We start from the raw sequence: 26,488 nt of genomic DNA on the forward strand, positions 1-26,488 counted from the left end.
TGAATGGCAAAAGAGGCACGGCGGTATAAGGCTAGAATTCCAACTGACTGAGCCGCCCGCGTGAACGCGTCCATTTGCCGGTGGGCAGCCCGGGCTGGAGTGGCCGTGCTAGGCTTGTCCCTGGCTGCTCCATGGCCGATACGAACAATTACGCATGGCCCGACTCGGCGCCCTGTTTGGAGTCCCGCATGATCGCGCGCCCACCATCCGAGCTCCCAAGCGACCTTTCGGCGTTCGTTGCTACGCACTTCGCTGGCCGAGGCCCCAATCCGGATCGGTTAATCGCCGAATCCTGGTACCGCAGCGTCTACGAGCATGGGCTCGATCCCGCTAAACCTGCCTCTCATGTTCAGCTCGAGCACCACGAGATCCGCCTGCATCAAGAGGAGCACCATGACTTTCTGTCCATCGCGAGCCAGGGCGTGGAAGGGCTCGCGCGGCGCCTGAATCCGGCCGGTTTTGCGGTGCTGCTCAGTGATTGCCGCGGCATCACGCTCGACGCGAGGCTGCCTGGGGAGCACAGCCCCTACGCGGACTCGGGGTTGGTGATTGGCAGTTGCTGGGACGAGTCGCTGGTGGGGACCAATGGCATCGGCACGGGGCTGGCGGCCGGCCAGCCACTGATCATCCACCGGGACGAGCATTTTCTCAGCAGCAACGCCGTGCTGAGTTGCTCGGTGGCACCGCTGTTCGATCCCCAGGGTGCATTGCTGGGCTGCCTCAATGCCTCGTGCCTCAACAGTGGCGGGCCGAAGCAGGCGCAGTACCTGACGCTCCAGTTGGTGAACCTGTACGCGCGGCTCATCGAGAACGCCAGTTTCCGTCAACGCTATGCCGGTTGCACCATGCTGACTCTGGGCGGTGATGCCAGTGATCTGGGCAACGAGCGTTTGCTGGCGATCGATGGCGCGGGCCGCATCCTCGGTGCCAATCGGGCGTCCTTTCAGGCCGCCGGTCAGGGGATCCCTCTGCTGGGGGTGGCAGTCCAGGATGTCCTGTCCATGTCGCTGGATGAGCTGATCACCCTGACGCAGGGCGGCCAGCGCAGTGCATCCTTGTCACTCGCCGGTGGAACGGCAGAGGTCACGCTGCGTATGCCGGCCACCGCCACGCGGCACTCCAGAAATGTGCGCGGGCTGAGGGTGGTTCCCGCAGAGCCGACGCTCGAGCACTTGGCAGGGGAAGACCCTGACCTGCAACGCTCCGTCCAGAAGCTGCGGCGTGTGCTTGATCGCGACATCTCGCTGCTGCTGACTGGCGAAACGGGCACAGGCAAGGAGGCGTTTGCGCGGGCGATCCATCAGGCGAGCTCGCGATCAAGTGGGCCTTTCGTCGCGCTCAACTGTGCCGCGATCCCCGAATCGCTGATCGAGAGCGAGCTGTTCGGCTACCGTGCCGGGACCTTTACCGGTGCCAGCCGGCAGGGAATGAAGGGCAAGCTGGAGCAGGCCAATGGCGGGACGCTGTTCCTCGACGAGATCGGCGATATGCCGGCGCATTTGCAGACGAGGTTGCTGCGCGTGCTGGCCGAGCGGGAGCTGGTGCCGCTGGGCGCTTCGACCCCGGTCGCCCTGGACTTGCAGCTCGTGTGCGCGACGCACCGCGACCTGCCAGCGATGGTCGCTGCGGGGGCGTTTCGTGAGGACCTGTATTACCGGCTCAATGGCTTGACGGTGAGGCTGCCCGCCTTGCGTGACCGTGCGGATCGTAGGGGCCTGATCCGTCGTGTCCTGGCACGTGAGGCCGGGGATGAGCATGTCGAACTGACCACCGATGCAATGGAGCGCCTGGCCACCTACGCATGGCCTGGCAATGTGCGCCAACTGATCAACGTGCTGCGCTGTGCCGTCGCGCTCGCCGACGACGGGATAATTGGTCCCGACTGCCTGCCGCCGGAAGTCGTGTCGGTGCCCGCGGAGCGGTCGTCATCGGCGCCGTCGCTAACGACGACCCGGGATGCAGCCGAGGCGGCCCATTTGCAAACGACACTCGAGCAGCACGGCGGCAACGTCGCATCTGCGGCTCGTTCCCTCGGCATCAATCGCGCCACTCTTTATCGCAAGCTGCACCGTTACGGCCTGGCGGCGCAGCGCAAATGATCTCTCGTATGCGACTCGGTGCTTTCGGTGGCCCGGAGCGGATGGCAGCCCCGCCCATCTAGGATCTGGCGCTGGTCGTCGCTCGACCAAAGGACAAGAACCCCGCCGGGGCGGGGTTCTGGATTACCGCAGCTCAACTCAGCTTTGTAGATACACAGCATGAGTATGGGTGTACTCGTATAGGCCGTGCTTTCCGTCCGCACCGCCGATGCCGGACTTGCGAACGCCGGCGTGGTAGCCCTGCATCGCCTCGAAGTTCTCGCGGTTGATGTAGGTCTCGCCGAAATCCAGGCCGCCGGCTGCCTTCATCGCTGTGGAGAGGTCGCGCGTGTAGATCGAGGAGGTCAGGCCGTACTCGCAATCGTTGGCCAGGGCGATGGCTTCGTCGAGATCGTCGATGATCTGGATCGGGAGCACCGGGCCGAAGATCTCCTGGCGCATGATCTCCATGTCCTGCGAGCAATTGGCAAGGATGGTCGGCTGGTAGTGGAAGCCCTGCCCGAGATCGGCCACGGCGCCGCCAGTGATCAGCTGAGCGCCTTGGTTCTGGGCGGTCCGTACCATCTGCTCGACCTTGCGTAGGCCGGCCTCGTTGATCAACGGCCCCATTTCCACATCCGCTTGGGCGATTGGGTCGCCATAGCGGGTTTCGGCCATGGCCCCGGCGATGCGTTCGATGAACTGGTCGGCCACGCCGCGTTGAACATAGACGCGCTCGGCGCAGTTACAGACCTGGCCTGTGTTAATGATTCGAGAGGCGCGAATAGCCGTAACGGCGAGGTCGAGATCGGCATCGTTCATCACGATGGCCGGGGCCTTGCCGCCCAGCTCCAGGTTGAGCTTGGTAACGTTCGGCGCGGCGGCGGCCATGATCCGTGAACCGGTGCCTACGCTGCCGGTGAAGCTGATCATGTCGATTCCGCTGCTGGTCGTCAGGGCGCTGCCCACGCCGGCGCCACTGCCGCAGACCACGTTGAACACACCGTTGGGCAGGTCGGTCTCGGCCACGAGTTTGGCAAATTCGAAGCAGTTGTTCGGCGTTTCCTCGCTGGGCTTGATGACGATGGTGTTGCCGGTGACCAGTGCCGGCGCCATCTTCCGTGCGATCAGGAAGAACGGGAAGTTCCACGGCAGAATGCCGGCAACCACACCCAGCGGCTTTCGGAATAGGAAGATATTCTCGCCAGGGCGGTCGCTGGTGATGATCTCGCCCTCGATGCGCCTCGCCCACTCGGCCATGTAATCCATGTAGTCGGCCGTGAAGTTCACCTCCACCAGTGCCAGGCTCTGGATCTTGCCTTGCTCTTCGGTGATGACGCGGGCCAGGCGCTCGGCGTTCTGCCGAATCTTGCTGGCGATGGCGCGCAGGTAGCCGGCGCGCTCGTTGGCTGGCTTTTTCGCCCAGTCTTTCTGCGCCGTACGGGCGGCTGCGATGGCGCGCTCGACGGTGACCGAATCGGATTCCGGGACGCGTGAGAGCAGGGCGCCAGTGGCCGGGTTGCGCACCTCGACGAGGTTGTCGCAGCCGACAAAGCTGCCGTCGATATAGTTCTGATAGGTGATTGCGTCAGTCATGTCGATCTCCTGGTGCTCAGTTGCTGGCCGTTTTCTGGGTGGGTTGCGGCAGGTCGTCCGGGCCGTGTTCGAGACGGTCGTGGGCGCGCTTGATCAGGTACTGGTGGATCTGCTCCATCTGCTTCCGATCGAACGCCTCGGCAAAGGAGGGCATGCCATCGGGAATGCGCGCGCCGTGGAGGATGCCGAGGAATTGCTTGTGCGTTTCCGGCGTGAGCATGCGCAGGTCGGGGAGTACGCCGCCGCTGACCGCATGAATACCGTGGCACTGCGAGCAGTAACCGTCATACAGCTTGGCGCCGGCTTCGATTGTCGCAGCATCGGCCGTCAGCGGTGGCGGCTCGGGGGCGTCTTTGCCCGGTGCCGGCTCCTGCAGTTCAGCCGTGCCACCGATCTTGTAGGTCAGCACCTGTGCGTAGGGCTGCACGCCGGCACGCAGCGACAGGGCGCCGGCAAAGGTGGAGAACGCGCCGCCCCAGCCAGCCATGAAGGTCACGTACTGCTCGCCGTCCACGCTGTAGGTGATGGGGGCGGCCATCACACCACTGGCAGCGGGTTGCTCCCAGAGCTTGTCGCCATTGTCGGCCGCGTAGGCGATGACCCGCCCGTCGGCGCTGCCCTCGAACACCAGGTTGCCGGCGGTGGTCAGCGTCCCGCCGTTGAAGATGGTGACGTAGGGCACCTCCCAAGCCTGCTCTTGCTTGACCGGGTCCCAGGCGATCAGCTTGCCGGACCAGGTGTCGGCGTATTTGCCAAGGCCTTCAGGATCCTCGGGCATCATCCCGGTCTTCAGACCCAGCTGGTACATGCTCTTGAACTTGTTGCGCGCGGGCGCATCAGGTACGTGCTCATACCAGGCGGACATGATGTGCGCCGGGATGTAGACGAGGCCCGTGTTCGGGTTATAGGACATAGGGTGCCAGTCATGCGCACCCCAGAAGCCCGGCTGGACCAGCTTGGCCTTCTTCTCACCCTTCCAGTAGGCCGCGGCTTCATCATCGACGATGGGGCGACCGGTCTTCAGGTCCACGCCCTTTGCCCAGTTGATGGGCACGATGTTCTCGGCTGAAAGCAGCTCGCCGGTTGCGCGATCGATGACGTAGAAGAAGCCGTTCTTCGGCGCCTGCATCAGGACCTTGCGCTGTTTGCCGTCGATTTGCAGGTCGGCAAGGATCATGTGCTGGGTAGCGGTGTAGTCCCAGGCGTCGCCCGGTGTCGTCTGGTAATGCCAGACGTATTCACCCGTATCGGCATTGACCGCGACGATTGAGGACAGGAACAGGTTGTCGCCCTTTCCCTCGCTGCGCCAGATCGGATCCCACAGCGAGCCGTTGCCGACACCGATGTAGAGCAGGTTCAGCTCCGGGTCGTAGGCGAAGGAGTCCCAGGCGGTTCCGCCGCCGCCCTGCTCGACGAACGCGCGGCCATGCCAGGTCTTCTTGGCGATCTCCATGCCCTTGCCTTCGGCCGGCTTGTCCGGGTCGCCGGGGACGGTGAAGAAGCGCCAGGCCTGTTTGCCGGTTTCGGCATCGTAGGCGGTGACGTAGCCGCGCACGCCGAACTCGGCGCCGCCGTTGCCGATCACGACCTTGCCATTCACGACCCTCGGCGCGCCCGTGATGGAGTAGCTGCGTTCCTTGTCGTAGCGGGTGTCGACCGACCAGACGCGTTCACCTGTCTTGGCGTCGATGGCTTCGAGGCGGCCGTCGAGCACGCCGACATAGACCTTACCCTTCCACACGGCGACGCCGCGGTTGATCGCATCGCAGCAGGCTTCACCTGCGCGGGAACGGTCGGACTTGGGGTCATATTTCCAGATCTCCTTTCCGGTGCGCGCATCGAGCGCATAGACGATGGAGAAGGGCCCGGTGGTGTACATCACGCCGTCCACCACGATAGGCGTGGCTTCCACGCCCCGATCGATGTCCAGCTTGTAACTCCAGGCCAGGCCGAGCTTGTCGACGTTCTCGTCGGTGATTTTCTTCAGGGGGCTGTAGCGCTGCTCGCCGTAGTCGCGACCGTGGCTCATCCAGTTGCCGGGTTCTGCGTCGGCATTGGCAATGCGCTGCCCGTCCACATCGGCGGCGTGCAGCGGAAGGGACAGTAACGCGGCAAGGCTGGCGCCAAGCAGGGCGGTGGGCCGTCGGCCCGAACGGGGATCGAACTGATTCATCGAAGGCTCTCTCTTGTTATTGGTTATGGCCGCCCCGTAGGGCAGGTAATCGGAGAGAGCAACCGCTGTGCCAGCCGTTCCAATCTGGCCGCAAAGCTAGAACTGGCGCTGGCTGACGCGATCCAGGTCGTCCACGGTTGAGGCGGCCTGTCGCACCAGGACCGTTGCACGGCTGCGACAACTGTCGCGTCTTGGCGACACGGCAAAGGGCGCACCCAGGCTGCGAGACCACCATCTGTATGCGGAGCGGCAATTCAGAACGCACTGCCGGAACAGCAGGACAACGGGTTGAGGGTTGTTTCGAAGGCATGAACGGTAAACGGTGAGGTCGTCAGGCTCGCTTGGCATGTGCGTTGCGTTAGTGACGCTAAGGGAGGATTTCCCGCTTCAGGCCGTTTCTGTAGTTTGGAACACGTGTGCCAGAGCGCCGGGCTCCAAGCTGTCCATTCGCTTCCTGCTCGCCGGGCGTTTCAACGGAGGTCGGCGACACGTCACTCAATAACAACAAGGCTCAATCATGCATCGACTACTGCTAGCCGGATCGCTCTCGTTGGTATCCGGTTCACTGCTTGCCCAGATGGGCGAGCCGCTCACGCTCGATCCCCTGTGGGTGAGCTCGCCTCGAGCAGAATCGGACTGGTTTACCTTGCCGATGGCGGTGTCCGCCGTCGACGCGCAGGACCATCCGGGCGAGCAGTTGCTCAGCCTCGACACCCTGTTGGCGCCTGTACCGGGCGTGATCTCGCAGAGCCGCTACAACGTGGCGCAGGGCATGCGCCTGTCGATTCGCGGCTTCGGTTCCCGTTCCAGTTTTGGCGTGCGCGGCGTGCGGGTGCTGGTCGACGGGGTTCCCTTGACGATGCCTGACGGACAGACCGAAATGGACGGCCTCGATACCTCTCTGGTCGAGCGTATCGAGGTGATTCGTGGCCCCTCGTCGACGATGTACGGCAATGCCGCCGGTGGCGTTCTGGCGATTCAGACGCGACAGCCAGGGGACTCGCCGCGCACTCAGGTCGAGGTGACAGGCGGCGAACTGGGCTATCGCCGGATGCGCGCGGAAACCAGTGGCAGCACCGGAGCATTGGGCGCCTTGCTGGCGATCAACGCAACGCAACTCGACGGCTACCGCAGCCACGGGACGGCCGAAACCAACCACCTCACCGGCAAGCTGCGCTGGCAGGGGCAGGGTGGCACGCTCGGTTTCACCCTGCATGCGATCGATAACCGGGCCGAAGACCCCGGTGGGCTGACCCTGGATCAGGTCCGGGCCGATCGTTCCCAGGCGCGGCCAGAAAGCCTTCAGTTCGATTCAGACGAGACCGTTGAGCAGCAACGCCTTTCGTTGGTTTGGGATGGTAAGGCCGCAGGCGACGATACCTACCAGCTGCGCGGTTATTACGGCCAGCGGGAGTTCAGCAACCGCCTCCCGTTGCGCTCCAATGGTCAGACAGCCTACGACCGATGGTTCGCCGGGGTGGGTGCCCAGCGTACCTTTCACCGTGAGCTGGCGGGCTTGCCCCATCAGTTGACCGTCGGGATGGATCTGGAGAGTCAGCGGGATGATCGCTCCCGAAACGACAACTTGCCTGGCGGAATCGCCGGCGTCCTTACTCAGCGCCAGCGCGAAACGGCAGACAGCCGGGGTGTGTTTATCGAGGATCAGGTGAACCTGGGCGATGCCTGGTTGCTCACCGCAGGTCTGCGCTATGACAGCGTGCGGCTCGAGGCCAAAGACCGCTACCTGAGCGACGGCGATGCCTCGGGGGAGCGCAACCTGGAGGACTGGAACTACAGCCTGGGCCTGAGCCGGCAGCTGGACGCCCATCATGTGGCGTACGTGCGTTACGCGACCTCGTTCGAGACGCCGACGATCAACGAAATGGCCAATCCAACCGGAGGCGGCTTTAACCCATCGCTCGGGCCTGCGAAGTCGGTCAATCGCGAGGTGGGCGTCAAGGGAGAGTACCCGGGGTTGCGCTACGAAGCGGTGTTCTACAGCATGCGCATCGAGGACGAACTGGTTCCGGAAGTCGACGGGCGAACCTTCTACACTAATGCGGGCCGCTCCAGCCGCGACGGCGTCGAGCTTAGCGCGGACTGGCTGGTAGGACACAATTGGCGGCTGACTGGAGCGTGGAGCTACAACCGCTATCGTTTCGAGCAATTCCAGGGCTACGACGGCAACCGCATCCCGGGAATTCCGCAGCAGAGCCTTTTCGCTGAGGTCAGCTACGACCGCAGCGATTGGCATGCACGGGTCAACATCAATGCCTATGACCGTCAGTACGCGGACAACGCCAACCTCGACCGCGTGCCCGGCTATGCAGTAGCCAACGCCCGCCTGGGCTGGCGGTTGCAGTGGGGCCGTCAGCAGTGGGAGCCCTACATTGGTATCGACAACCTGTTCGATCGCGACTACTTCGACAACCTGCGTATCAACGATAATTTCGGCCGCTACTACGAGCCTGCCCCTGGCCGCACGATCTACGCCGGGGCGAAGCTGACGTTCGAGTAGCTGTCTGCGACTGTTTCGTAGCGCGTTGGATTACGCCACGCTGCGGTCCTCGCCTGACATTTTGAATCGATGCTTTTCGGGCTACCTATGCGAGTATCCAGTCACATCGACAGGATGGGAGGAATGATGGCGACGTTTGCTGAGAATGTGCTCTCGGAAGAGGCCACGCGAGAACTCGAGGACCAGATCCCGTTCAAGGCCTCGATGGCAACGAAACAGGCGTACCAACGAGCCAGATCGTCCGGCCAAACAGTCGTGGTCTCGCGTAACGGTATGATCATTGCTGAGCTGCCCGACGGCACGCAGCGAGTCCTCGGCCTGTCCAAGCCGCGTCGCAAAGTGAAGGCCGGCGTTACGCATCTGCTAGGTGCAGAGGCGCCAAAGGGTGCGGGAGCCTAGGCTCCGTGTCTTCGCCGGTCCAAACGGGTCCGGCAAGAGTACGATCAAGCACATCCTCGCTCCGGAGCTAATCTACACCTACGTCAACGCGGACGACCTCGAACGCGAAGCCAGAAACCGCGGTGCAATCGATTTCACGCCGTTCAAGGTCGACTGCGCAGAGGATGCCTTCAAGGCTTTTTTTCGTCGAGCATCCGCTCATCGTGCGAGAAGCCCTGGTGGGTCAGACCGAACATTTTTCCATGACCGGTTCGGATCTTTGTCTCAACGGCATGGAGATGAACTCCTATCACGCTTCGGTCATTGCGGACTATATCCGCCATAAACTGCTCGAGCGTGGGGCGAGCTTTACCTTCGAGACCGTCATGTCCGACCGTTCGAAGATCGATTTCATTTGCAAGGCCAGGGCGGCGGGCTACCGAACCTACCTCTACTTCGTCGCGACCGAAACGCCCGAATTCAACATCAATCGGATCGCGATTCGGGTGTCCGAAAACGGCCATGACGTTGCGCCGGAAAGGTGCGCGCGCGTTATCGCCGCAGCTTGGCTTTGCTGCCTGAAGCGATCCTGGCGACGAGCCGAGCGTACCTGTTCGACAACTCGGGTGAACAGGCCGTGCTCGAGGTCGAGATCACCAATGCCTCGGTTGTGGAATACAAGTTCGATGAAATACCGGAGTGGTGCAGTGAGGCTGTCGAGGCGTTAGAACAATTGATTGGCGGGCCTTGATGCGCTTTCGCCAAGGCATGTAGGTTCCGTGCCGCCGGCAACCGCATGAATGTAGTTGCGCATGTCTGAACCTCCAGAGCTGCGAAGCCAGCCGCGGTTCAGTCGCCAAGTGACCCCGCATCACCCCAATGGCTGCCGTGCGATGGCAGGGGCGAGAACCATGCGGTCGCGGCCCGCTTTCTTTGCCTGATAAAGCGCTTCGTCAGCGGCCTTGAAGCTCGCCTCGTGCGAAGCATGGCTGTCGCTGCACGCAATGCCGATGGATACCGTTACCGGTGAGCCTGTAGGGCTTGCGGTTTGCCGCAGACGTGTCATCAGGCGTTCAGCGGCAACACTGGCACCGGTGGCATCGGTCTCGGGCAGCAGCATGAGGAACTCCTCGCCACCCATACGGCAGAGCACATCGGTGGGGCGAGAGCGCTCCGTCATGATCTCGGCGAGAAAACGTAGGACCTCGTCGCCCACATCATGGCCGTGTTCGTCATTGACCCGTTTGAAATGATCGATATCGAGCGCTACCACCGCGTAGCGCTTCTCGAGCAGGTCGAACTGCTTGAGCGCCAGCTCCAGGCCCCGGCGGTTACGCAGACCGGTCAGCGGATCGGTCATGGACGCGGCTTCCAGTGCACCCATCTTCTGCTGAAGCAGGGAAACCCCGGCGAGCATCGCTCCCTTCAATCGCGAGACCTCGAAATACCAGGAATTTACGGTCGAGATACAAGCGGCGGCTTCCGGTGCGCCCCAGTGTTCGGCGGTATCGGCCAGGGCGCGAATGGGTCTGGAGATGAGTCTGGACAGCCACCAGAACACCGCGAGCGAGATCAGGGCGAACGGCACCGCATTGAGCAGCGTGGTCCGCGCCAGCTGCGTGAGCTTTGCATCGATGGCGCCGGTCGGGCGCTGGGCGATGATGCCCCATCCGGTGCTCTGCATGGGCGCGAAGCCGGCAAGCATGTCTACGCCGAGCGTATTGACCACGCGCTGGCTTCCCTCCTGGCCCGACAGCACCTGCCGAACTACCGCATTGCTCGATGCGTTCTGGCCGACCCGCTTGCCGTCTTCATGGAAGATCAGTCGGCCCTGGGTGTCCACCACGTACAGGTACGAGCCGTCGCGGTAGTAATGCACGCCCAGCAGGCCATGCAACGCGTTGCGTTCGCGTAGAAAAAGTGAAGCGCTGATGAAGCCGAGGTAACGGCCATCGGGGGCGAATATGGGATGCGTCACCGCTATAAGGTAGATGCCATCGGTGGCGACGTAGGGTTCGCTGATCAGCGGCACCCGCTCTTTCAGCGCGCGCGTCGCGCCCACGCTGTTGACCTTGAGCCCCACCAGGCTCGCGCTTTCAGGTGACGCCGAGACGATCTGCCCGTCGGCGCTGATGATAACTGCTCGGCTGAACTGCTCGCTCTTGAGTTTGAGTCGTTCGGTCTCGCTGTCCCTCGCGGCAGGGTCATCGAAGCGCGTCGAAAGCACTTCTGCCGCGTAGGCCAGCTCGCGACGGCTGTTTAGGAAAAACTGATCGGTGGTGTCTGCGAGCTTGCGTGCATAGGCCCGGTTTGCTTCCAGGGTCTGCTCGAACAGCTGGTCACGCTGCGAGGTGTACCCGGCTAAGAAGCTGTTCGCGAAGGTCAACAGGCCCGCGACGAGCGCCAGCAGCAGTGTGAGTTTTTGTAGATCCAGCCGAAACATGACTCGCCATTCTCCAGAAACGTATTGGCGCGGACCATTGGATTGCTACCGTCAGGTTTGTTGCGAGCGGAATTCAAAGGCGAGCAATGATACAGGCATTGTGCCGCCAAGCGCTGGTTCATGAGGAAAACAGGCTGGCGGCCAATAGGTGTTCGTGGATAATAATCGATCTCATTCTCTCTGCGCGTTCAGCCGATGCCCGATACAACCGCTCCTGGAGCTCATCTTTTGGCCGTCGAAGATGACCCCGAATTCGCCCGTCACCTGGTAGATCATCTGGAGTCGATCGGTTATTCGGTCACTCATTGTGCGGATGGCGAGGCGGGTCTCGCGCGGGCTCAGATTGAGCATTTCGATCTCATCCTTATGGACATCATGCTGCCCGGCGCTACTGGGCTGGACGTGCTGCAGCAGTTGCGCCGTCGTCGTCGCGTGCCGGTCATCCTGATGTCCGCGTTGGGCAACGAGCAGGATCGCATCACCGGTTTCAGCCAGGGTGCCGATGACTATCTGCCCAAGCCTTTCAGCCTGCTTGAACTGAGCGTACGCATCGAGGCGGTGCTGCGCCGGGTGGCATACGAGCGTTCCGATGGCCTGCCCGCACTGGATTGCGAACATCTGCATTTCGATGAGCAGAGGCGGGATGTGGGAATCGCTGGATGCTGGGCTGGCCTGACGCCCAGCGAGTACCGCGTGCTTGCGATGCTGTGGCAGCACGCTGGTACGGCGTTGAGCAAGGCACACCTTTATCAGCAGGCATTGCACCGTAACTATTCAAGCCATGATCGCAGCCTGGATATGCATGTCAGTCATCTGCGCCGCAAACTGAAGGCAATCGGTTGCACGGCACTACAGCTGGAAACGGCTTGGGGCACCGGCTACATGGTGACGCGAGGCCAGCGATGAGCCTACCGTCACGTCACTCATTGTTCTGGCGCCTGGCGTTACTGCAGATCGGCTTCTGTTTGTCGATGATCTGGCTGAGCCAGTCATGGACGCAATATGTGCGTGATCGCAGCAGCTACTTGCCAAGCGAGACGCGAGAGCAACTGCTGCAATACGCTGCTGACGCCGAGAGAAACTGGCGCGCCGGTGGTCGCGAAGCTGTGCATCGCTGGCAGGAGGAGTTCCGCCAGGCGCAAGCCACCTGGGCCGTTGTGGTCAATCCCGAAATGGATTCACTGAGCATGCAGCCGCTCGGCCTCGATGACTACGCGCGGCTGAAAATGGTGCGGGGCATTGACTGGCGGATTAGCCGCCGCAGCACAGAGCCGCCTTACCTGAGTGTTCCGTTCCCGGAGCATCCGGATGGCGGGCAGCTGATACTGCAGTTGCCCGAGCGGCTGATGCCCAGCACCTCGATGTTCCTGCTGCAGGTGGTCATCAATATTGTCGTGCCAGGCTTGCTGGCGCTGCTGTTGTGCGGGCTGATCTACCGACTGCTGATCGAACCTTTGAAACGGCTCCAGGCTCAGGCCAATGCGCTGCGGGCGGACCAGCTCGGCATGCGCGGGGGTGCGCTGATTGCCCGTCGCGATGAGCTCGGTGAGCTGGCTCAGGCATTGGAGCACATGGCCGAGCGGTTGCAGAGCGCCGTGTCTTTCCAGCGTCAGTTGCTACGCGACCTGTCCCATGAGATGCGTGCACCGCTCAGCCGCCTGCGTGCGGCTGCCGATCGTGGATGTCGTGCCGATGCGCTCAGCTGTCGGGTGACGCAGGAAGTGAAGGGTATGGAGCAGTTGATCGGCGGCAGTCTCGAGCTCGTCTGGTTGGATACCGAGCGCCCCTCACTACCGCGCGAAGAGGTTGATGTCGGCGCACTGTGGGACGTATTGCGTGACGATGCCTGTTTCGAATCCGGCTGGGCGTCGGAGCGGCTGCCATGCGATCTTCCCGAGCAATGCCGGGTCAGCGCCAACCTCAATGGCCTGGCCCAGGCGCTGGAAAACATTCTGCGCAACGCGATCCGTCACTCGCCACGCGAGGGGAGCGTGCGCCTTGCGGGACGTCTGGAAGGACAGCACTGGCACCTCTGGATCGAAGATGAAGGACCTGGAGTGGCGCCAGATCAGCTGGAGATGATCTTTCGACCGTTCACTCGCCTGAATGCAGCGAGGCCTGGAGGGGATGGCTTTGGTCTCGGATTGGCTATCGCCCGGCGCATGGTGCAGCTGCAGGGCGGCGAACTCTGGGCAGAGAACCTCGATCCCGGGCTTCGGCTGCATCTGACATTGCAAACTGTATAGTTTGTAAATGCACTTTACTCCCAAATGAGAATGAATAGCATTGCTCGCGGCATGACGGCCTCGTGTGCCGCCACGCCTTGCCTGCGGCCATCTGGCGGACCGCAGAAGACGTTATGGCTTCTCAGGGAGACGGGTGTACATGGTCATTTTCAATCGACAACGGCTGGCTTGTGCAATTGCTGCGGCCTGGATGAGTGCGCCGGCGTGTGCGCAGGACCCGCTAGAACTGCAGCCCACGACGGTGGTGACTGCGGCCGGCCACGAGCAGAACATCGCGCAGGCGCCTGCAAGCATTTCGGTGATTACGCGCGAGCAGCTTGAGGCGCAGTCCTATACCAGCGTGATCGATGCCATGAAAAACGTTCCTGGCGTTTACGTTTCCGGCGGTGGAAACCAGCAGGACATCACCATCCGCGGCATGGGCAGCGAATACACCCTGGTTCTGGTGGACGGCCGCCCGATTTCTGCCGGGCGCCAGACGCAAACCAACGGTACTTCCGGCGGCAAGCAGCAGCTGGCCTTGCCGCCGCTTGCCATGATCGAGCGTATCGAAGTCATTCGCGGGCCGATGTCTTCGCTTTACGGCTCCGAAGCGATGGGCGGTGTGATCAACATCATCACCCGCCGGTCTTCCGGTGAATGGGCGGGCACCGTCCGCGGCCAGAAGATGTTTTCCCAGAACGACTACAACGAAGACGAGTACCACACCGAGCTGTTTGCCGGCGGCGCGCTGATTCCCGGGCTGATGGGCCTGCAGTTGAGCGGTGCCTATACCCACACCTACGAAAGCGACTATGTCGGTGGCGAAGCCTTCAACGCGGGTGAAAGCAAGCCGGAGGCCCGTGAAAGAAATGTCGGTGCTGACCTGTTCCTGACGCCTACCGAGGCCGACAGGTTTACCCTGGGCTACCGCGAAGTCACGCAGAAATCTCGCCATACCGCAGGCAAGAGTTCCCCAGTGACGACAAGCCTGCCCGAGGGTGAGGCGACCACGAACCGTTTCGAGAAGGAGGTCTGGACGCTGTCGCATGAAGGCAACTATGGCGACTGGCTGCTCAACAGTTACCTGCAACGCGACGTGTCCGAGCGCGTGCAAGACCTGTCGATGGAAGAGACGGTCAATATCTTCAATACCCAGGGGACCTATTTCTGGGGTTCGCACACGATCACGCTGGGCGCACAGTACAAGGACGAGGAGTTCGTCAACGGCCAGAACGTGCTGTTCAACGACGGCATTGCGGGTGGCGTGCATGAGGCCGACCGCTGGCTCGCGGCGATCTACGGTGAAGTGGAGTGGGGCATCACCGATGACTTCGCGCTGACCACCGGGCTGCGCTACAACGATGACGAGTTCTTCGGCGGGCATCTGTCGCCGCGGGTTTATGGTGTCTACAGCCTGACGCCCACGCTGACGTTGAAAGGCGGGGTGTCGACCGGTTACAAGCAACCGACCTTGACCCAGGCGACCGAGGGCTTCGGTGGCCGGACCGGTGGCGGCGGATCGCCGAACGTCGGTTCCAATGGCCAGCCGTTGCCGCGCGCGCTGAGCATCGGTAATCCCGATCTGGAACCCGAAACCAGCACCAGCTATGAAGTTGGCTTCGTTTTTGACGACCCCTCGATTGGCCTGGGGACCAGCGTGATGCTGTTCCATACCGTCTACAAGGATAAGATCGCCGAAGATCGCTTCTGCACCAGTCCGAACGCCGCCAACAACAATGACGTAGCCAACTATGCCTGCAACTTCGGCGGCAATAATTTCTATTTCCTGAGCACCACCCGCAACATCGATAAGGCGGTCATCCAGGGGCTCGAATTCACGCTCGACTACGCCATCACCGATGATCTGAGCTGGACGAGCAGCTACACCTTCACCGATTCCGAGCAGAAGAGCGGGGAGTTCAAGGGTGAACCGCTGAACAAGCAACCGCGGCACATGTTCAACACCAACCTTGATTGGCAGATGACGGACAAGCTCAACCTCTGGTCGCAGTACAACTACCGCAGCCGGACCTCCGATTACCTGAGCCGCACCAGCATGAGCGAAGGCACTCCGGGATACGGCTTCGTCGACATCGGGGCGGTGTATGGGCTGAGCCGAAACGTCGACCTGACTGCCGGGCTGTACAACGTCGCGAACAAGGAAGTGGCCAATGATGACTACGAGGTGGTCCTCGATGGACGCCGCCTGGTCGTGGGCGTAACGGTCGACTTCTAGACGCCGGACGCAAGTGGCGCGCTTCACCGGCGCCACAGCGCATCGAAGCCGCTGCCCGACCGGCCGAACGCCTGTGTCGGGCGTTTTCGTATGAGTTCAGCTGTTTCCCTCCGGAGCCTGACGTGAGCCGTTTCGTAATCCGATCGAAAAGTGCATGGCGCGATATCACCATGCGTTCCGCCCTCGCCATTCTCGGTGGCTACGCCTTCACCTATGCATTCACTGCAGCGCTGGCGAGACTCCTGCCGCTGTCTGCAGCCGATGCACTGGTTGTCGCGACGCTGCCGGCCTTTCTTGTCTACACCATTGCCCTCCTATGGGCTTTTGCGGCGCGTGACCTACGGCGGGTCTGCTGCGGCGTACTGCTGGCCGTGCCGTTGGCCGTGATTGGCTTCTGGCCGCAGCTGCAGGAGCGCATCGGATGAAGAAGCAGAGTTTCACGCAGTCGATGGCATGGCTGCATACCTGGTGCGGTCTGCTGCTTGGCTGGTTGCTGTTCGCCATTTTTCTTACCGGCACCCTGGCTGTGTTCGACAAGGAGATCGACGGCTGGATGCGCCCGGAAGTGCAGCGGTATGTGGGCACCCAGGAGGACGCGCTGCAACGCGCCGTCGCTTACCTGCAGGCGCGTCACGCCGATGCGCCGAGCTGGAATATCAACCTGCCGACCGAACGTTCGTCGAACCTCAGCGTATCGACCGGCGAGCAGCGTCGCGGCGGCGGGCAGCTACTCGACCCGGTTACCGGCGAGCCGATCTCTGCGCGGGAGACGGCGGGTGGCGGATTCTTCTTTCGCTTTCACTTCACCCTGAACATGCCGCGCAATATTGGCATCTGGGTAGTCGGGTTGGCGGCCATGGCGATGCTGGTGGCGCTGATCAGCGGCATCGTGATCCACAAGAAGATATTCAAGGATTTCTTCACCTTCCGCCCCGGCAAGGGGCAGCGTTCCTGGTTGGATGCGCACAACGCCAGTGGCGTGCTGCTGCTGCCCTTTCATCTGATGATCACCTACACCGGATTGGTAATCTTCTACCTGCTGTATATGCCCGCCGCGGTGGATGCGCTGTATGAGGGCGACCGGCAGGCGGCCAGCCGCGATCTGCGAGGTGGTGCTGTGGAGCAACAGAGCGAGCGCGCGCCTCTCGGCCGGCGTGGTCAGCGACCTGATGCAGGAATCGGTCAGATGAGGGCAGGGCGCTCCGACGTCACTGCGCAGTCGGCAAGCGCAGTGCCCCTGGCGCCGCTCGGGCCGATCCTGGCACAGGCCGAAGCGGCGATGGGCCCGGTCGGCGGGCTGTCCATTCAGAATCCGGGGCGGCCCGATGCGCGCATCGACGTGCGCCCCGTGCTCGGTAACCGAATCGAACTGACCAAAGGCCACAGCATGTCATTCGATGGCGTCAGGGGCGTCGTGCTGCGCATGCCCGACGAGAGCCGGCCGAGCCTGCTCACACAAAGAGTCATGGCTGGGCTGCACTTCGCCCAATTCGGCGGATATCCGATGCGCTGGCTGTACTTCCTCTGCGGCATAGTCAGCTGCGCCATGATCGCCACCGGCCTGGTGCACTTCTGCATCAAGCGGCGGCGCAGGTATGCCGAGCAGAGCGCCGCAACGCAACGTTTCCATCGCCTGGTCGAGTCGCTCAACCTGGCCGTGGTGGCCGGCCTTTCCCTGGCCTGTATCGGCCTGCTGTGGGCCAATCGCCTGTTGCCGGTTGAACTGGCCAAGCGTGGCGAATGGGAGGTGCGCGTGTTCTTTCTGATCTGGATGATCGCACTGGCCCATGCGCTGTGGCGACCGACGCTGCGCGGCTGGGCCCAACAGCTGGTGCTATTGGCGCTGCTCTGCGTGACGTTGCCGCTGCTGAACATGGCGACTGCCGGCGGCGCGCCGTGGGCGGACACGACGCGGCTTTGGTTGGAGCTAACCTGCGTGGCAATGGGAGCGATCCTGTTGTGGCTGGCGCGCAAGGTCGGTCTGCGTGCCGGTGCTGCGCAGTCGGCGCCTTTACGAGCAACGCTGATACCGAAGGAGGTGCATCCATGATGCTGCCGTTCGTGGCTGGCCTGCTGCTCGCCTATGGCGGGATGGTCGGGCTTTGTCAGGGCATGGAGCGCAACTTCAAACTGGTCTGGAAGCGCGTGCCGTCGTCGGTGCTGCGCCATGCATTGCGCATGACAGGCGCAGCCTTACTGGTGGGCAGTTTCGCCAGCTGCGTCTGGGCCTGGGGTTGGGCGATGGGGCCGGTCGGTTGGTTCGGAGCGATCTCGCTGGCGGCACTCGTGCTGGCATGGCTGCTGCCATATCAGGCCCGACTTGCCGTGGTCTTTCCTGTCGTAAGCATTCCGCTGTGGCTGTTGGCTTGGACGGTGATGTGCTAACAACAATGCGGGCGCAGTAATCCAAGCAAAAATCGCTTGTGGTTAAGGTGATTGTCTGCTGGTGATACGTTGGTGTGAGCTTTTGCGCAGCCAGGAGCCTTTTTGTCGGCAGCGGACACGATGCGTTTTGAGCGGGTAGGGTCCGATTGGCTTGGCTCTACCGCCGGCCAATCGGTGATTGCATTTGTATTCAAATGTTGAAAAGTCCATTTACCGTGCTTGGTGCCCGCGGAATTCGGGGGCTGCGTTCGCATTACCCGTTTCGATGAACAACGTGGCCCGGGGCTAGCGAAGGAATATAATGGCGTCCCCTAGTCACGTCGGATCCATTGTGGACACGTCGAGCCCCAGCGGTTGTAGATGCTCTTCTGAAACGCCATATGTCGAGGTGATCCGGTGATCGAACCGACCCTCACTCTTGTGTTTGGCACCCTCGTTATCCTGGCGATCATTGCGGCAAACGGCTACTTCGTCGCCCAGGAATTCGCCTTCATGGCCGTCGACCGTACGCGGCTCGCAGTACTGGCGGCCGCCGGAAACGTCTCCGCCAAGCGTGCTCTCGACGTTACCAAGCGAACCAGCTTCATGTTGTCCGGTGCCCAATTGGGCATCACCGTGACGGGACTTCTAGTCGGTTTCGTAGCAGAGCCGCTTGTTGGGCAGTCGCTCGCTGTCCTGCTGGGCGGGGTTGGCATTCCGTCCGAGGTTGGTGTGACCGTAGGTACGCTGCTCGCCCTGGTAGCCGCCACGATTATCCAGATGATATTTGGCGAGCTTTATCCGAAGAACCTGGCAATCGCCAATGCCGAGCCCCTGGCCAGAGGTCTTGCCCGCTCGACTCAGATCTACCTTACGGTATTCGGCTGGCTAATCGGCTTTTTTGACAAGTCCGCCAACCTTTTCTTGCGCATGCTGCGCATAGAGCCCGTGCATGATCTGGACGTGAGCGTCACGGCTGAGGACCTGCCGCATATCATTTCCAACTCGCGTGACAGCGGGGACGTTCCCGTTGAGCTTTCGCTTATGTTGGACCGTATTCTCGACTTTCCCCAGCGGGACGTCGAACACGCCATGATTCCTCGGTCACAGGTCGACTGGCTGACGCCCGAGACGACGTTGCACAAGCTGCGTGAACTCATGGCGCGTGGTCACACACGTTATCCGGTCATCCACGAGGACACACCGGTCGGTGTCATTCACCTCACGGATGTCCTGTTACGGCTGTCAGCTGGCGAGACTGAAGACACCGTTGAAACGGTAATGAGACCGGCCACGGTTGTTCCCACCCTCATGGCGCTACCCGATGCCCTTGCCGAACTGATTCAAGGCGGCAACCAGATGGCCTGCGTAATCGATGAATACGGCAGTTTCGTGGGCGTCCTGACGCTTGAGGATCTGGCTGAGGAAATCGTCGGCGAAATCACCGATGAACATGATGAAGTGAGCGCTGATCCGGTGATAGCGGGCGGTAACGGCGTCTGGCTCATGAATGGCGACGTACATCTGGACGAGGTCGAACGCGCATTAGGCCATGACCTGCATCGTGAGGAGGTCGAAACCATTGCCGGCCTGTTGATCGCAGAGCTGGGTGCACTGCCATCCGAAGGTGACGTCGTGACGATAAGCTTGCCTAAGGCTCCTTCAGAGCTTGTTTCCGATCTGTCCGTGGAGCGTCAGCTGGCGATCGAGGTGCTGCGTGTAGAACGTTATGTACCGACTCAGGTGCGAGTCACCCTTGTAGAGACGATGGGGCAGGAGCGATCGCAATGAATGACCCACTGATCGTCACCTTGGTGACCATTGCCCTCATCGGTCTTAGCGCAATATTCGTCATCATCGAGTTCGCGCTGCTGGGTGCGCGTCGTCACCGTCTCGAGGAACTGGCGCCGACCAGCAGCTCCGCACGAGCTGCGTTGCGAGGCATGAATGACCTGACCCTGATGCTCGCAGGAGCGCAGCTCGGCATCACGTTCTGCACCTTCGCGCTCGGGGCCGTGACCAAGCCCGCCGTCGACAATTGGCTCGGCCCGCTGTTAATCGTTGCTGGCCTGCCTGATTGGTTGGTCGGTGGCGCGTCCTTTGCGCTTGCGCTTTTCCTCGTGACTTTCCTGCACCTGGTTGTTGGCGAGATGGCACCCAAATCCTGGGCGATTGCGCACCCGGAACGTTCGGCGCTTGCCGTGGGGCTCATATCGCGTGGCTACATCTGGCCTTTGCGACCACTGATGAGGTGGGTCAATTCAATTGCCAACCGACTGGTCAAGGCCTCCGGCGTCGAGCCTGTCGAGAGCGCCGCGGTGGGCGGGCAGGACATTGCCACCATTCGCAAACTCGTCGAGCATTCTGCCGAGGTCGGAACTCTCCAGCCAGGCCTACAGCAGCAGATTTCCAGTCTTATCGATCTCGGCAGCTTGCCAATCGACGAGCTGGTGACGCGTGACGCCGCCCCGGTACATGTCAGATTTGAGGCGTCCGTGTCGGAGGTACGTGCCATCGCCGCACGGTCGGGTCACCTTCGTATCCTGATCCTCGGTACCCGCGACGAGCTGCCGTTGGTCGTTCACCTGCGTGACACTCTGCTTGAGCCCGATTCGCGGCCAGCGCGTGAAATCGCTCGCCGGGTTTTCGTCCTGGACGCGAAAACCCCGGTCTATGAGTCTCTCGCACGCATGAGGAAATCTAGCGTGCAGTTTGCTGTGGTCATGCATGACGGGCGTCTGAAAGGGGTGATAACGCTCGCCGATATATTGGAACGCATATTGCCCCTCGCGACTGCTTCGTAGGCCCGAGCCCGGGGATAAGCGAAGAAACGAGTCGGCGCGCGATAGCGCTGCATCCACACTCGACTCCCTATCGGCCCGCTTTGATTACGCGACATGAGCACCACTCCAACCCACGGACATGGGCTCGCGATGAGCGCAACTAATCATGAGGAACCCAAGTGTTTGCGATCGACAAACTCCTTTTGCTGGCTGCCGTACTGATCCTGTTCGGTGTGCTGTCGAGCAAGGTTTCGGCCCGACTTGGGCTACCCGTCCTCGTCATGTTCCTGATCACCGGCATGCTCGCCGGAGAGAACGGTATCGGCGGTATCGTTTTTGATAATGCCGTCGCGGCACATGCGCTTGGGACCTTGGCGCTGGCGCTTATCCTCTTCGACGGTGGCCTTCAGACCCCGGTTTCCTCGATCCGCAGTGTTTGGAAGCCAGCGTCGCTGCTCGCGACAGTTGGCGTGATGGCGACAGCAGCGATTGCGGGGCTCGCCGCGGCATGGATGCTTGACCTTCCCGTGCTGGAAGGGATGCTCCTGGGCGCCATCATCGGCTCGACGGATGCGGCAGCGGTGTTTTCGCTGCTAAGAAACGCGGGCGTGCACATCAACAGTCGTCTGAAGTCGGTACTGGAGATCGAAAGTGCGTCGAACGATCCAATGGCCATCTTCCTGACGGTTGGACTGCTGGAGGTTCTGGTCAACGGCATGCCGTTAGGATGGGGCCTGCTGCAGATGTTCCTCTTGCAGATGGGCGTTGGCGCGATCGTTGGCGTTGGCGTTGGATGGTCGGTGCTCAAGCTTCTAAGCCGGATCAAGCTGGTCGCGACCGGCCTCTATCCGGTCCTCGTAGCCGCCGGCGGCCTGCTCGCATATGGCGTTTCGGCAAACTTAGGGGGAAGCGGCTTTCTGGCGATCTTTGTCGCTGGGGTAATGATCGGTAACCACAAGTTTGTTTTTCAGCGCAGCACATACCTCTTCATGGATGGGCTGGCATGGCTCAGTCAGATCACCATGTTCGTCGTCCTTGGCTTGCTCGTCGATCCAATATCGCTGCTCGATGTCTGGTTCGAAGGGTTGGTGATCGCGGTGGTGCTTGTCCTGCTGGCCAGACCACTGGCGGTCGCTCCACTGCTTGCGATTTTCGGTTTTAACAGTAGAGAGATGGCGCTGGTTTCCTGGGTAGGCTTACGCGGTTCGGTTCCGATTATCCTCGCCATCTTCCCGCTGCTGTTCGGACTCCCAAACGCGCCCCTGATATTCAACGTCGTGTTTTTCGTGGTTCTGCTTTCGGCCACGGTGCAGGGGTCAACGCTGCCCTTGGTCGCACGCCGGCTTGGGCTGACCGAGAAACCGCCGGCCTCGCCGGCCGCGACGCTGGAGATCTCCTCCTTGCACGATGTTGATGCAGAAATTGTCGAATACACACTGGGCGACGATGCACGGGCGGCAGGCCGGCTGATCTCTCAAATGGCGTTGCCCGAAGGCGTGGTCGTCGCAATGATCACGCGCGGCTCGGCCGTGATCCCACCACGAGGCTCGACGCGCCTGGAGGCGGGTGATCATCTGTTCGTGGTGCTCAAGCCGAACAACCAGCCATTCGTTGACTGCGTATTCTCTCAGGCCGTAGAGGCATCCAGAACGGACCTGCCGAGCCTTGAGCTTAGGCTCAAGGGCAGCACCAAGGTCGAGGACGTATGGAATTCCTATGGCATCGAACTGGAAGCCGAGTCGGAGCAAACGCTCGACCACGTAATGAAGCATGCCCTAGACGGCCGTGCAGCCCAGGGCGCCGAGCTCATGTCCGGCTCTGCCTTGCTTACGGTACGCGAGGAGATGCTGGGCCGCATTACGACAGTTGGCATCCAAGCAATGCCTGCCAGCCGTTCGTAACTGCCTTCGGGCGAAGCGGGAGCGAGTGCAAGCATTACGCCTTGTGCTTGGTACCCTTCGTGTCCGGGCGCGAGTGGCGAAGGGTGAGCAGGGTGTTGGGGTTGTTGTAGTCGGTTGTTCTGGCTGCACGATCTCGATCGGCGGCGCGCAGGTCAAGCACGACGCCTGCGCCGACCACGCCGACGCTTAGCACGGCGCAAAGAACCATTATGGGTGTGTTCATGAACGTCTCGCAGAATGGAAGGTGATCGGCGACTAAATTGGGGGCGTCTCGCTGGCTTTTCAACGCCTTGGAGTTGCCCCGCGAGATGTTCAAGGAAACGTTGCCCCGCATCGCTTGCATGCGATCCGATGGGATCGGCGTAGGTCAGAAACGTGCAGGCCACCCATCTCCAGGGGCGCGCTACAGGTGGGGCACCGCCAGAGCCAAACCCTTAACAGGTACACCAGTAAGCCGATTCCAAACGCCACCCCGGCCTCCACGATGCCGAACGCCTCGCTTTCATGAGTGGTGTAAGCGAGTACAGCAAAGCCAGTCAGCACAACGAGCGTCGATGCGAGGCTGAACTGTCGCCTGCGGCGCTCAAAGGCTCGTGCGGTGTCGTCCCTGAAATGTATTTTCATTCGCGTGTCTTTCGTCGGCTTGCTCGCTCGTCCTGCTACACCAAGACGCGAAGCTTATCTAGAACAAAATAATTGCATTTAAAGCGCAACGCTATTCATTGGTTTTGATTCTTCCCGTAAGGCACGCTCTTGGCCTCCGAATTGGCCAGGAGAATGGACGGTGTTCTTCACTACAACAACGCGCAACGCGCCGACGCGCTTGTGACCACCGTGTCCGCGGGTCACGCTCTCCCGTGCCAACAGTGCGTCATGTCCGGCATCTGTCTGCCATCCGTGCTTGCCGTTGACGATCTTCCTACCGATCAAACTCGGTTGCGTACGTTGACGTTGGCGAAGGGACAGATCCTGTTCGAAGCAGGCCAACAGGCAACCAGCCTTTATGTAGTTCGGTCCGGGACGATTGGCACGACGAGCCCGAACCACTATGGGGTCCAACAGATACTTTTCTTCAGCTTGGGCGGTGATCTGGTCGGGGCGTCAGCACTTCATGAGGACGAGTACCAGACGAGCGCTCGAGCAGTGCAGCGTACCGCTTTGTGTGAGTTCCCCAAGGAATTACTGCTCCAATCGAGCGAAGCCAATGGCGGCCTCGTCCGCTTCCTGCGCCGTGCTCTTAGCAAGGAGCTGAACAGCATTCGCTGTGCTCGGCTCCAGCTCGCCACGCCCCGGGCCGACACACGGGTGGCGAGCTTCGTGGCTTGGTACGCAAGCGCATTGGCCGAGCGTCGCCTGGCGGCCAACCGGTTCCATTTACCCATGTCCCGGGTCGAGATAGCGAATCATCTTGGACTCGCGGTCGAATCGGTCTCCCGAGCCCTTGCCGATCTTCGCGCCGAGGACGTGCTCGAAACACACGGACGGGAAGTTCAGATCCTCGACTCTCGCCGGCTGCGCGAGCTTGCGTGCAGCAAGCAGTTCCGCCGTCCCGCAGGCGCGTCCGCGTCTCACAACTGCGTAGCCTGGACCCGTTGAGAGAGGGGGCTTGCGCCCCCTTGTTGATTAGACGAGCCCGCACTCGGCCAGCGACGTCGACGCATGGCCAGCCACGATCACATGGTCGAGGGTGCGCACATCAACGAGGTCGAGCGCCTGCTTTAGGCGTCTGGTAAGTGCCTTGTCCGCTTCGCTAGGCTCGGGATGTCCGCTTGGATGATTGTGCGAAAAGATTATTGCCGCTGCGTTGAGGCGCAGGGCCTCCTTCACCACTTCGCGGGGGTACACCGAGGCCGTGTCGACCGTGCCGCGAAACAGTTCGACGTACTCGATCAGCCGATGCCGGTTATCCAGGAAAAGGGCAGCGAACATTTCGTGTTCGAAGCCAGCAAGCTTGGCCTGCAGGAAGTTCTTGACGATGTCCGGCGACGTGAATGCTGCGCCTCGCTTCATCTTCACGTCGATGGCTCGCCGAGCGGCGTCGAGGATCTGTTCAGGGGATGCCGGTACATAACGGCCCGCATCGTCTCGAACCAGCAGAATGGATTCGGCGGAAGAAATGACGTTCGACATGTCGGTGCTCCGGTTGCTCGGGCGAGATTGCCCGGAACCGACTCGGCACGGTGCAGCGCAAGCAGTCAGGGGGCGAAGCCGGCGCCAGCCGCGAAAACGCGACGCGGATGAAGCCCTTGACGGCGAGCACACCGTGACAAGGTGAAGGAAACAGCAAGTCCGCCCATCAACTCTCTGGCACGATATGACAGGCAGCGCTGCAAGCTGAGCGCGCAGGCATTGCGCCCCTCATCGGCCAATGCCGACCTCGATTGGCCGCACCTAATGCAGCTGACGAACAAGCCAGCCTGGCGCGCGAAACTGACGGAACGGAGGCCGCAGCAATGAAAACGGGCGAGACGATACGGCTGGGCCTACTGTTGATGCTCATAGCCGTTTCATTGGGCGGATGCCTCGACTACCGTGCCGGACGACATTGGGTGGCGGATGGGGACCGGGAGTGGGTGAGGGTGGACAAGCCGGTAACGCTTCACGGCAGTACTTTCGAGTCGCCGTATATGGTTTGGGCGCAGCAAACCTGCAGTTCGACTGTGACCGTGGAAATCCAGAAGAGCGCGGAAGGGTCAACTCATTCGCTCTTCCTCGTCCCGATTTTGCCAGGCGACTAGGTTGGCAATCCCGCCAAGACGAGCATTGTCGTTCGTGGTCCAGGCTTGTCTGCCGGCTGCTGGAATGGAAAAGAACCTCGCATTTCGATCGAAGCGAATGGGATGGCGGTGCCCGATGCACAGGTGTCGTCGTGCAAGAAATCGGAGGCCTGCTGTTATGTGGACGTTCCTCGCAGCCGTGAGACGCTCGAGTCGTTGAAGATTGCGATCGATGGGCCGGATGGGCAATGCGCCTACCCGCCGTTAGTTCTGCGCAGCACACGCCACATGTGCTTGCGCGGAACCCGCTTCGGCGGATCTGAACGTTGTTCTTACTAGAGGCTGTGACCGAAGTCGTCCAAAGCGCGGGCAAAAAAAAGCGCCCCTTCGGGCGCCCAATGCTCTTTACTAGGCCGTAAAGAGCCAGCAGTGCGGGGTCGTTACACCCCGCGCAAACCGTAGCGCATATGGTCCAGCGCATGTGGAACTGGCTCACAAAAAGGCGCCCTGTATTGCCAGGGCGCCTTCTCGTCACTCGGCCTTGCTTCGGCTCCACATCAGCACGTGGGAGCCTTCGGATTCCTCCAGGAGTCGCGCGTATACGGTGGCGGGGAAAGCCGGATCATCGAGCGTGACCGACAGGTAGGGGCGATCGTTCTGGCTGAGCTTCTTCCAGGCGGCCCCGATCTCGACCCCGCCCGAGGAGAGGATTCGATAATCTGGCGCATTGGCTGTGCTCTTGTCGTTGGGCACGAAAGCGATCTTCGCTTTGAGCGTCAGGGTATGCAGCGTGCCGGTGAAGCCGTCGTTGAGGGTGGTGAAGGTGCCGATGTTGGCCATGGTGTTTCTCCTTTCGGATTGAGGGCCGCGCCTATCGCGTCCTCGTTGTGATCCGGTCGGTGGGAGAGGGCGGGCCGCACTGCCTGCAGCCGTAACGCAGAGAAGGACCGCAAGGACCGAACAATTTGCCTCGCGAGGAAGCCGGGTACCGGCGGGGAAATTGTTGGGTTCGACGGTTGTGGCCACAAAGCCCGAACCCTCCAGGATTCACTACGCGCAGAGGACGTCTGGGC

21 protein-coding genes and 1 pseudogene are annotated in these 26,488 nt (G+C 61.5%); 16 read left to right on the forward strand and 6 right to left on the reverse strand.

Features of this window, described 5'->3' with window-relative positions:
- The first annotated feature begins 188 nt into the window (after window positions 1-188).
- Window positions 189-2,099: a sigma-54-dependent Fis family transcriptional regulator gene (locus ACVRRC_RS10425; protein ID WP_472996973.1), complete on the forward strand. Its 1,911-nt coding sequence runs from the start codon at window positions 189-191 to the stop codon at window positions 2,097-2,099.
- 138 nt (window positions 2,100-2,237) lie between these two features.
- Here the strand turns inward: ACVRRC_RS10425 and aldA are convergent, their stop codons facing one another.
- Together aldA and ACVRRC_RS10435 are read right to left on the reverse strand one after the other, a co-directional pair.
- The gene (aldA, locus tag ACVRRC_RS10430) at window positions 2,238-3,674 is read right to left on the reverse strand and encodes an aldehyde dehydrogenase (RefSeq protein WP_472996974.1); all 1,437 of its coding nucleotides are present in this window, start codon (window positions 3,672-3,674) and stop codon (window positions 2,238-2,240) included.
- Between the two features lie 16 nt (window positions 3,675-3,690).
- Window positions 3,691-5,847, reverse strand: a complete 2,157-nt coding sequence (locus tag ACVRRC_RS10435) for a PQQ-dependent dehydrogenase, methanol/ethanol family (RefSeq protein ID WP_472996975.1) — start codon at window positions 5,845-5,847, stop codon at window positions 3,691-3,693.
- 517 nt (window positions 5,848-6,364) lie between these two features.
- Between ACVRRC_RS10435 and ACVRRC_RS10440 the strand changes: the two genes are divergently transcribed.
- The 4 genes and pseudogenes from ACVRRC_RS10440 (at window position 6,365) to ACVRRC_RS10455 (ending at window position 9,494) form a co-directional block, all read left to right on the forward strand.
- A complete protein-coding gene (locus ACVRRC_RS10440) occupies window positions 6,365-8,365 on the forward strand; it encodes a TonB-dependent receptor family protein (RefSeq protein ID WP_472996976.1) in 2,001 nt (666 codons plus the stop codon).
- A 126-nt stretch (window positions 8,366-8,491) separates the two neighbouring features.
- Entirely contained in the window at window positions 8,492-8,764 is a 273-nt protein-coding gene (locus ACVRRC_RS10445) for a hypothetical protein (RefSeq protein ID WP_048330453.1), read from the forward strand.
- A gap of 278 nt (window positions 8,765-9,042) precedes the next feature.
- Window positions 9,043-9,231 (forward strand): annotated as a pseudogene (locus tag ACVRRC_RS10450) (hypothetical protein); the annotation flags it as partial.
- A gap of 53 nt (window positions 9,232-9,284) precedes the next feature.
- On the forward strand, window positions 9,285-9,494 hold the full coding sequence (locus ACVRRC_RS10455) for a hypothetical protein (protein ID WP_472997001.1): 210 nt from the start codon (window positions 9,285-9,287) through the stop codon (window positions 9,492-9,494).
- A gap of 120 nt (window positions 9,495-9,614) precedes the next feature.
- Here ACVRRC_RS10455 and ACVRRC_RS10460 read toward each other — a convergent pair whose 3' ends face one another.
- On the reverse strand, window positions 9,615-11,186 hold the full coding sequence (locus ACVRRC_RS10460; RefSeq protein WP_049340161.1) for a sensor domain-containing diguanylate cyclase: 1,572 nt from the start codon (window positions 11,184-11,186) through the stop codon (window positions 9,615-9,617).
- Window positions 11,187-11,381: 195 nt separating this feature from the next.
- Here ACVRRC_RS10460 and ACVRRC_RS10465 point away from each other — a divergent pair, with 195 nt between their 5' ends.
- The 9 genes from ACVRRC_RS10465 to ACVRRC_RS10505 all read left to right on the forward strand — a co-directional run bounded on the left by ACVRRC_RS10465 (window position 11,382) and on the right by ACVRRC_RS10505 (window position 22,698).
- The gene (locus tag ACVRRC_RS10465; protein ID WP_472996977.1) at window positions 11,382-12,092 is read left to right on the forward strand and encodes a response regulator transcription factor; all 711 of its coding nucleotides are present in this window, start codon (window positions 11,382-11,384) and stop codon (window positions 12,090-12,092) included.
- Entirely contained in the window at window positions 12,089-13,432 is a 1,344-nt protein-coding gene (locus tag ACVRRC_RS10470) for a HAMP domain-containing sensor histidine kinase (protein WP_125842913.1), read from the forward strand. Before ACVRRC_RS10465 ends, ACVRRC_RS10470 begins: the two co-directional genes overlap by 4 nt.
- A 139-nt stretch (window positions 13,433-13,571) precedes the next feature.
- A complete protein-coding gene (locus ACVRRC_RS10475) occupies window positions 13,572-15,650 on the forward strand; it encodes a TonB-dependent receptor domain-containing protein (protein WP_472996978.1) in 2,079 nt (692 codons plus the stop codon).
- Window positions 15,651-15,820: 170 nt separating this feature from the next.
- Window positions 15,821-16,075 carry a hypothetical protein gene (locus tag ACVRRC_RS10480; protein WP_019406913.1) on the forward strand — a complete coding sequence of 85 codons (255 nt, stop codon included), beginning with the start codon at window positions 15,821-15,823 and terminating at the stop codon, window positions 16,073-16,075.
- On the forward strand, window positions 16,072-17,700 hold the full coding sequence (locus ACVRRC_RS10485) for a PepSY-associated TM helix domain-containing protein (RefSeq protein WP_472996979.1): 1,629 nt from the start codon (window positions 16,072-16,074) through the stop codon (window positions 17,698-17,700). Before ACVRRC_RS10480 ends, ACVRRC_RS10485 begins: the two co-directional genes overlap by 4 nt.
- The gene (locus tag ACVRRC_RS10490; protein ID WP_019406911.1) at window positions 17,697-18,035 is read left to right on the forward strand and encodes a DUF3325 domain-containing protein; all 339 of its coding nucleotides are present in this window, start codon (window positions 17,697-17,699) and stop codon (window positions 18,033-18,035) included. Before ACVRRC_RS10485 ends, ACVRRC_RS10490 begins: the two co-directional genes overlap by 4 nt.
- Window positions 18,036-18,431: 396 nt before the next feature.
- A complete protein-coding gene (locus tag ACVRRC_RS10495; RefSeq protein ID WP_472996980.1) occupies window positions 18,432-19,805 on the forward strand; it encodes a hemolysin family protein in 1,374 nt (457 codons plus the stop codon).
- The gene (locus ACVRRC_RS10500) at window positions 19,802-20,818 is read left to right on the forward strand and encodes a CNNM domain-containing protein (protein WP_423566258.1); all 1,017 of its coding nucleotides are present in this window, start codon (window positions 19,802-19,804) and stop codon (window positions 20,816-20,818) included. The genes ACVRRC_RS10495 and ACVRRC_RS10500 overlap by 4 nt, the downstream gene beginning before the upstream one ends.
- A gap of 158 nt (window positions 20,819-20,976) precedes the next feature.
- Window positions 20,977-22,698 carry a potassium/proton antiporter gene (locus ACVRRC_RS10505; RefSeq protein WP_472996981.1) on the forward strand — a complete coding sequence of 574 codons (1,722 nt, stop codon included), beginning with the start codon at window positions 20,977-20,979 and terminating at the stop codon, window positions 22,696-22,698.
- Window positions 22,699-22,732: 34 nt separating this feature from the next.
- Here the strand turns inward: ACVRRC_RS10505 and ACVRRC_RS10510 are convergent, their stop codons facing one another.
- Entirely contained in the window at window positions 22,733-22,921 is a 189-nt protein-coding gene (locus ACVRRC_RS10510; RefSeq protein WP_125842915.1) for a hypothetical protein, read from the reverse strand.
- A 650-nt stretch (window positions 22,922-23,571) separates the two neighbouring features.
- Here ACVRRC_RS10510 and ACVRRC_RS10515 point away from each other — a divergent pair.
- On the forward strand, window positions 23,572-24,294 hold the full coding sequence (locus ACVRRC_RS10515; RefSeq protein ID WP_472996982.1) for a helix-turn-helix domain-containing protein: 723 nt from the start codon (window positions 23,572-23,574) through the stop codon (window positions 24,292-24,294).
- Window positions 24,295-24,321: 27 nt separating this feature from the next.
- On the opposite strand, the gene radC is transcribed toward ACVRRC_RS10515, so the two are convergent.
- Complete coding sequence (gene radC / locus ACVRRC_RS10520; protein ID WP_472996983.1) at window positions 24,322-24,828, reverse strand: RadC family protein; 507 nt, start codon at window positions 24,826-24,828, stop codon at window positions 24,322-24,324.
- Here radC and ACVRRC_RS10525 point away from each other — a divergent pair.
- Window positions 24,827-24,973 (forward strand): hypothetical protein, encoded by a 147-nt coding sequence (locus ACVRRC_RS10525; RefSeq protein ID WP_368735198.1) that lies wholly within the window; start codon window positions 24,827-24,829, stop codon window positions 24,971-24,973. The two genes, radC and ACVRRC_RS10525, sit on opposite strands and share 2 nt — an antisense overlap.
- Before the next feature lie 973 nt (window positions 24,974-25,946).
- On the opposite strand, the gene ACVRRC_RS10530 is transcribed toward ACVRRC_RS10525, so the two are convergent.
- Complete coding sequence (locus ACVRRC_RS10530) at window positions 25,947-26,255, reverse strand: DUF736 domain-containing protein (RefSeq protein ID WP_045159537.1); 309 nt, start codon at window positions 26,253-26,255, stop codon at window positions 25,947-25,949.
- Window positions 26,256-26,488 lie beyond the last annotated feature (233 nt).

It is taken from the genome of Stutzerimonas sp. LR2, assembly GCF_055755175.1.

What these genes read in the sequence shown, in the direction of transcription:
- ACVRRC_RS10425 (WP_472996973.1), top strand. Translation starts at nt 189, where the DNA reads ATGATCGCGCGCCCACCATCCGAGCTCCCAAGCGACCTTTCGGCGTTC.
- aldA (WP_472996974.1), bottom strand. Translation starts at nt 3,674, where the DNA reads ATGACTGACGCAATCACCTATCAGAACTATATCGACGGCAGCTTTGTC.
- ACVRRC_RS10435 (WP_472996975.1), bottom strand. Translation starts at nt 5,847, where the DNA reads ATGAATCAGTTCGATCCCCGTTCGGGCCGACGGCCCACCGCCCTGCTT.
- ACVRRC_RS10440 (WP_472996976.1), top strand. Translation starts at nt 6,365, where the DNA reads ATGCATCGACTACTGCTAGCCGGATCGCTCTCGTTGGTATCCGGTTCA.
- ACVRRC_RS10445 (WP_048330453.1), top strand. Translation starts at nt 8,492, where the DNA reads ATGGCGACGTTTGCTGAGAATGTGCTCTCGGAAGAGGCCACGCGAGAA.
- ACVRRC_RS10460 (WP_049340161.1), bottom strand. Translation starts at nt 11,186, where the DNA reads ATGTTTCGGCTGGATCTACAAAAACTCACACTGCTGCTGGCGCTCGTC.
- ACVRRC_RS10465 (WP_472996977.1), top strand. Translation starts at nt 11,382, where the DNA reads ATGCCCGATACAACCGCTCCTGGAGCTCATCTTTTGGCCGTCGAAGAT.
- ACVRRC_RS10470 (WP_125842913.1), top strand. Translation starts at nt 12,089, where the DNA reads ATGAGCCTACCGTCACGTCACTCATTGTTCTGGCGCCTGGCGTTACTG.
- ACVRRC_RS10475 (WP_472996978.1), top strand. Translation starts at nt 13,572, where the DNA reads ATGGTCATTTTCAATCGACAACGGCTGGCTTGTGCAATTGCTGCGGCC.
- ACVRRC_RS10480 (WP_019406913.1), top strand. Translation starts at nt 15,821, where the DNA reads ATGCGTTCCGCCCTCGCCATTCTCGGTGGCTACGCCTTCACCTATGCA.
- ACVRRC_RS10485 (WP_472996979.1), top strand. Translation starts at nt 16,072, where the DNA reads ATGAAGAAGCAGAGTTTCACGCAGTCGATGGCATGGCTGCATACCTGG.
- ACVRRC_RS10490 (WP_019406911.1), top strand. Translation starts at nt 17,697, where the DNA reads ATGATGCTGCCGTTCGTGGCTGGCCTGCTGCTCGCCTATGGCGGGATG.
- ACVRRC_RS10500 (WP_423566258.1), top strand. Translation starts at nt 19,802, where the DNA reads ATGAATGACCCACTGATCGTCACCTTGGTGACCATTGCCCTCATCGGT.
- ACVRRC_RS10510 (WP_125842915.1), bottom strand. Translation starts at nt 22,921, where the DNA reads ATGAACACACCCATAATGGTTCTTTGCGCCGTGCTAAGCGTCGGCGTG.
- ACVRRC_RS10515 (WP_472996982.1), top strand. Translation starts at nt 23,572, where the DNA reads ATGTCCGGCATCTGTCTGCCATCCGTGCTTGCCGTTGACGATCTTCCT.
- ACVRRC_RS10525 (WP_368735198.1), top strand. Translation starts at nt 24,827, where the DNA reads ATGTCGGTGCTCCGGTTGCTCGGGCGAGATTGCCCGGAACCGACTCGG.
- radC (WP_472996983.1), bottom strand. Translation starts at nt 24,828, where the DNA reads ATGTCGAACGTCATTTCTTCCGCCGAATCCATTCTGCTGGTTCGAGAC.
- ACVRRC_RS10530 (WP_045159537.1), bottom strand. Translation starts at nt 26,255, where the DNA reads ATGGCCAACATCGGCACCTTCACCACCCTCAACGACGGCTTCACCGGC.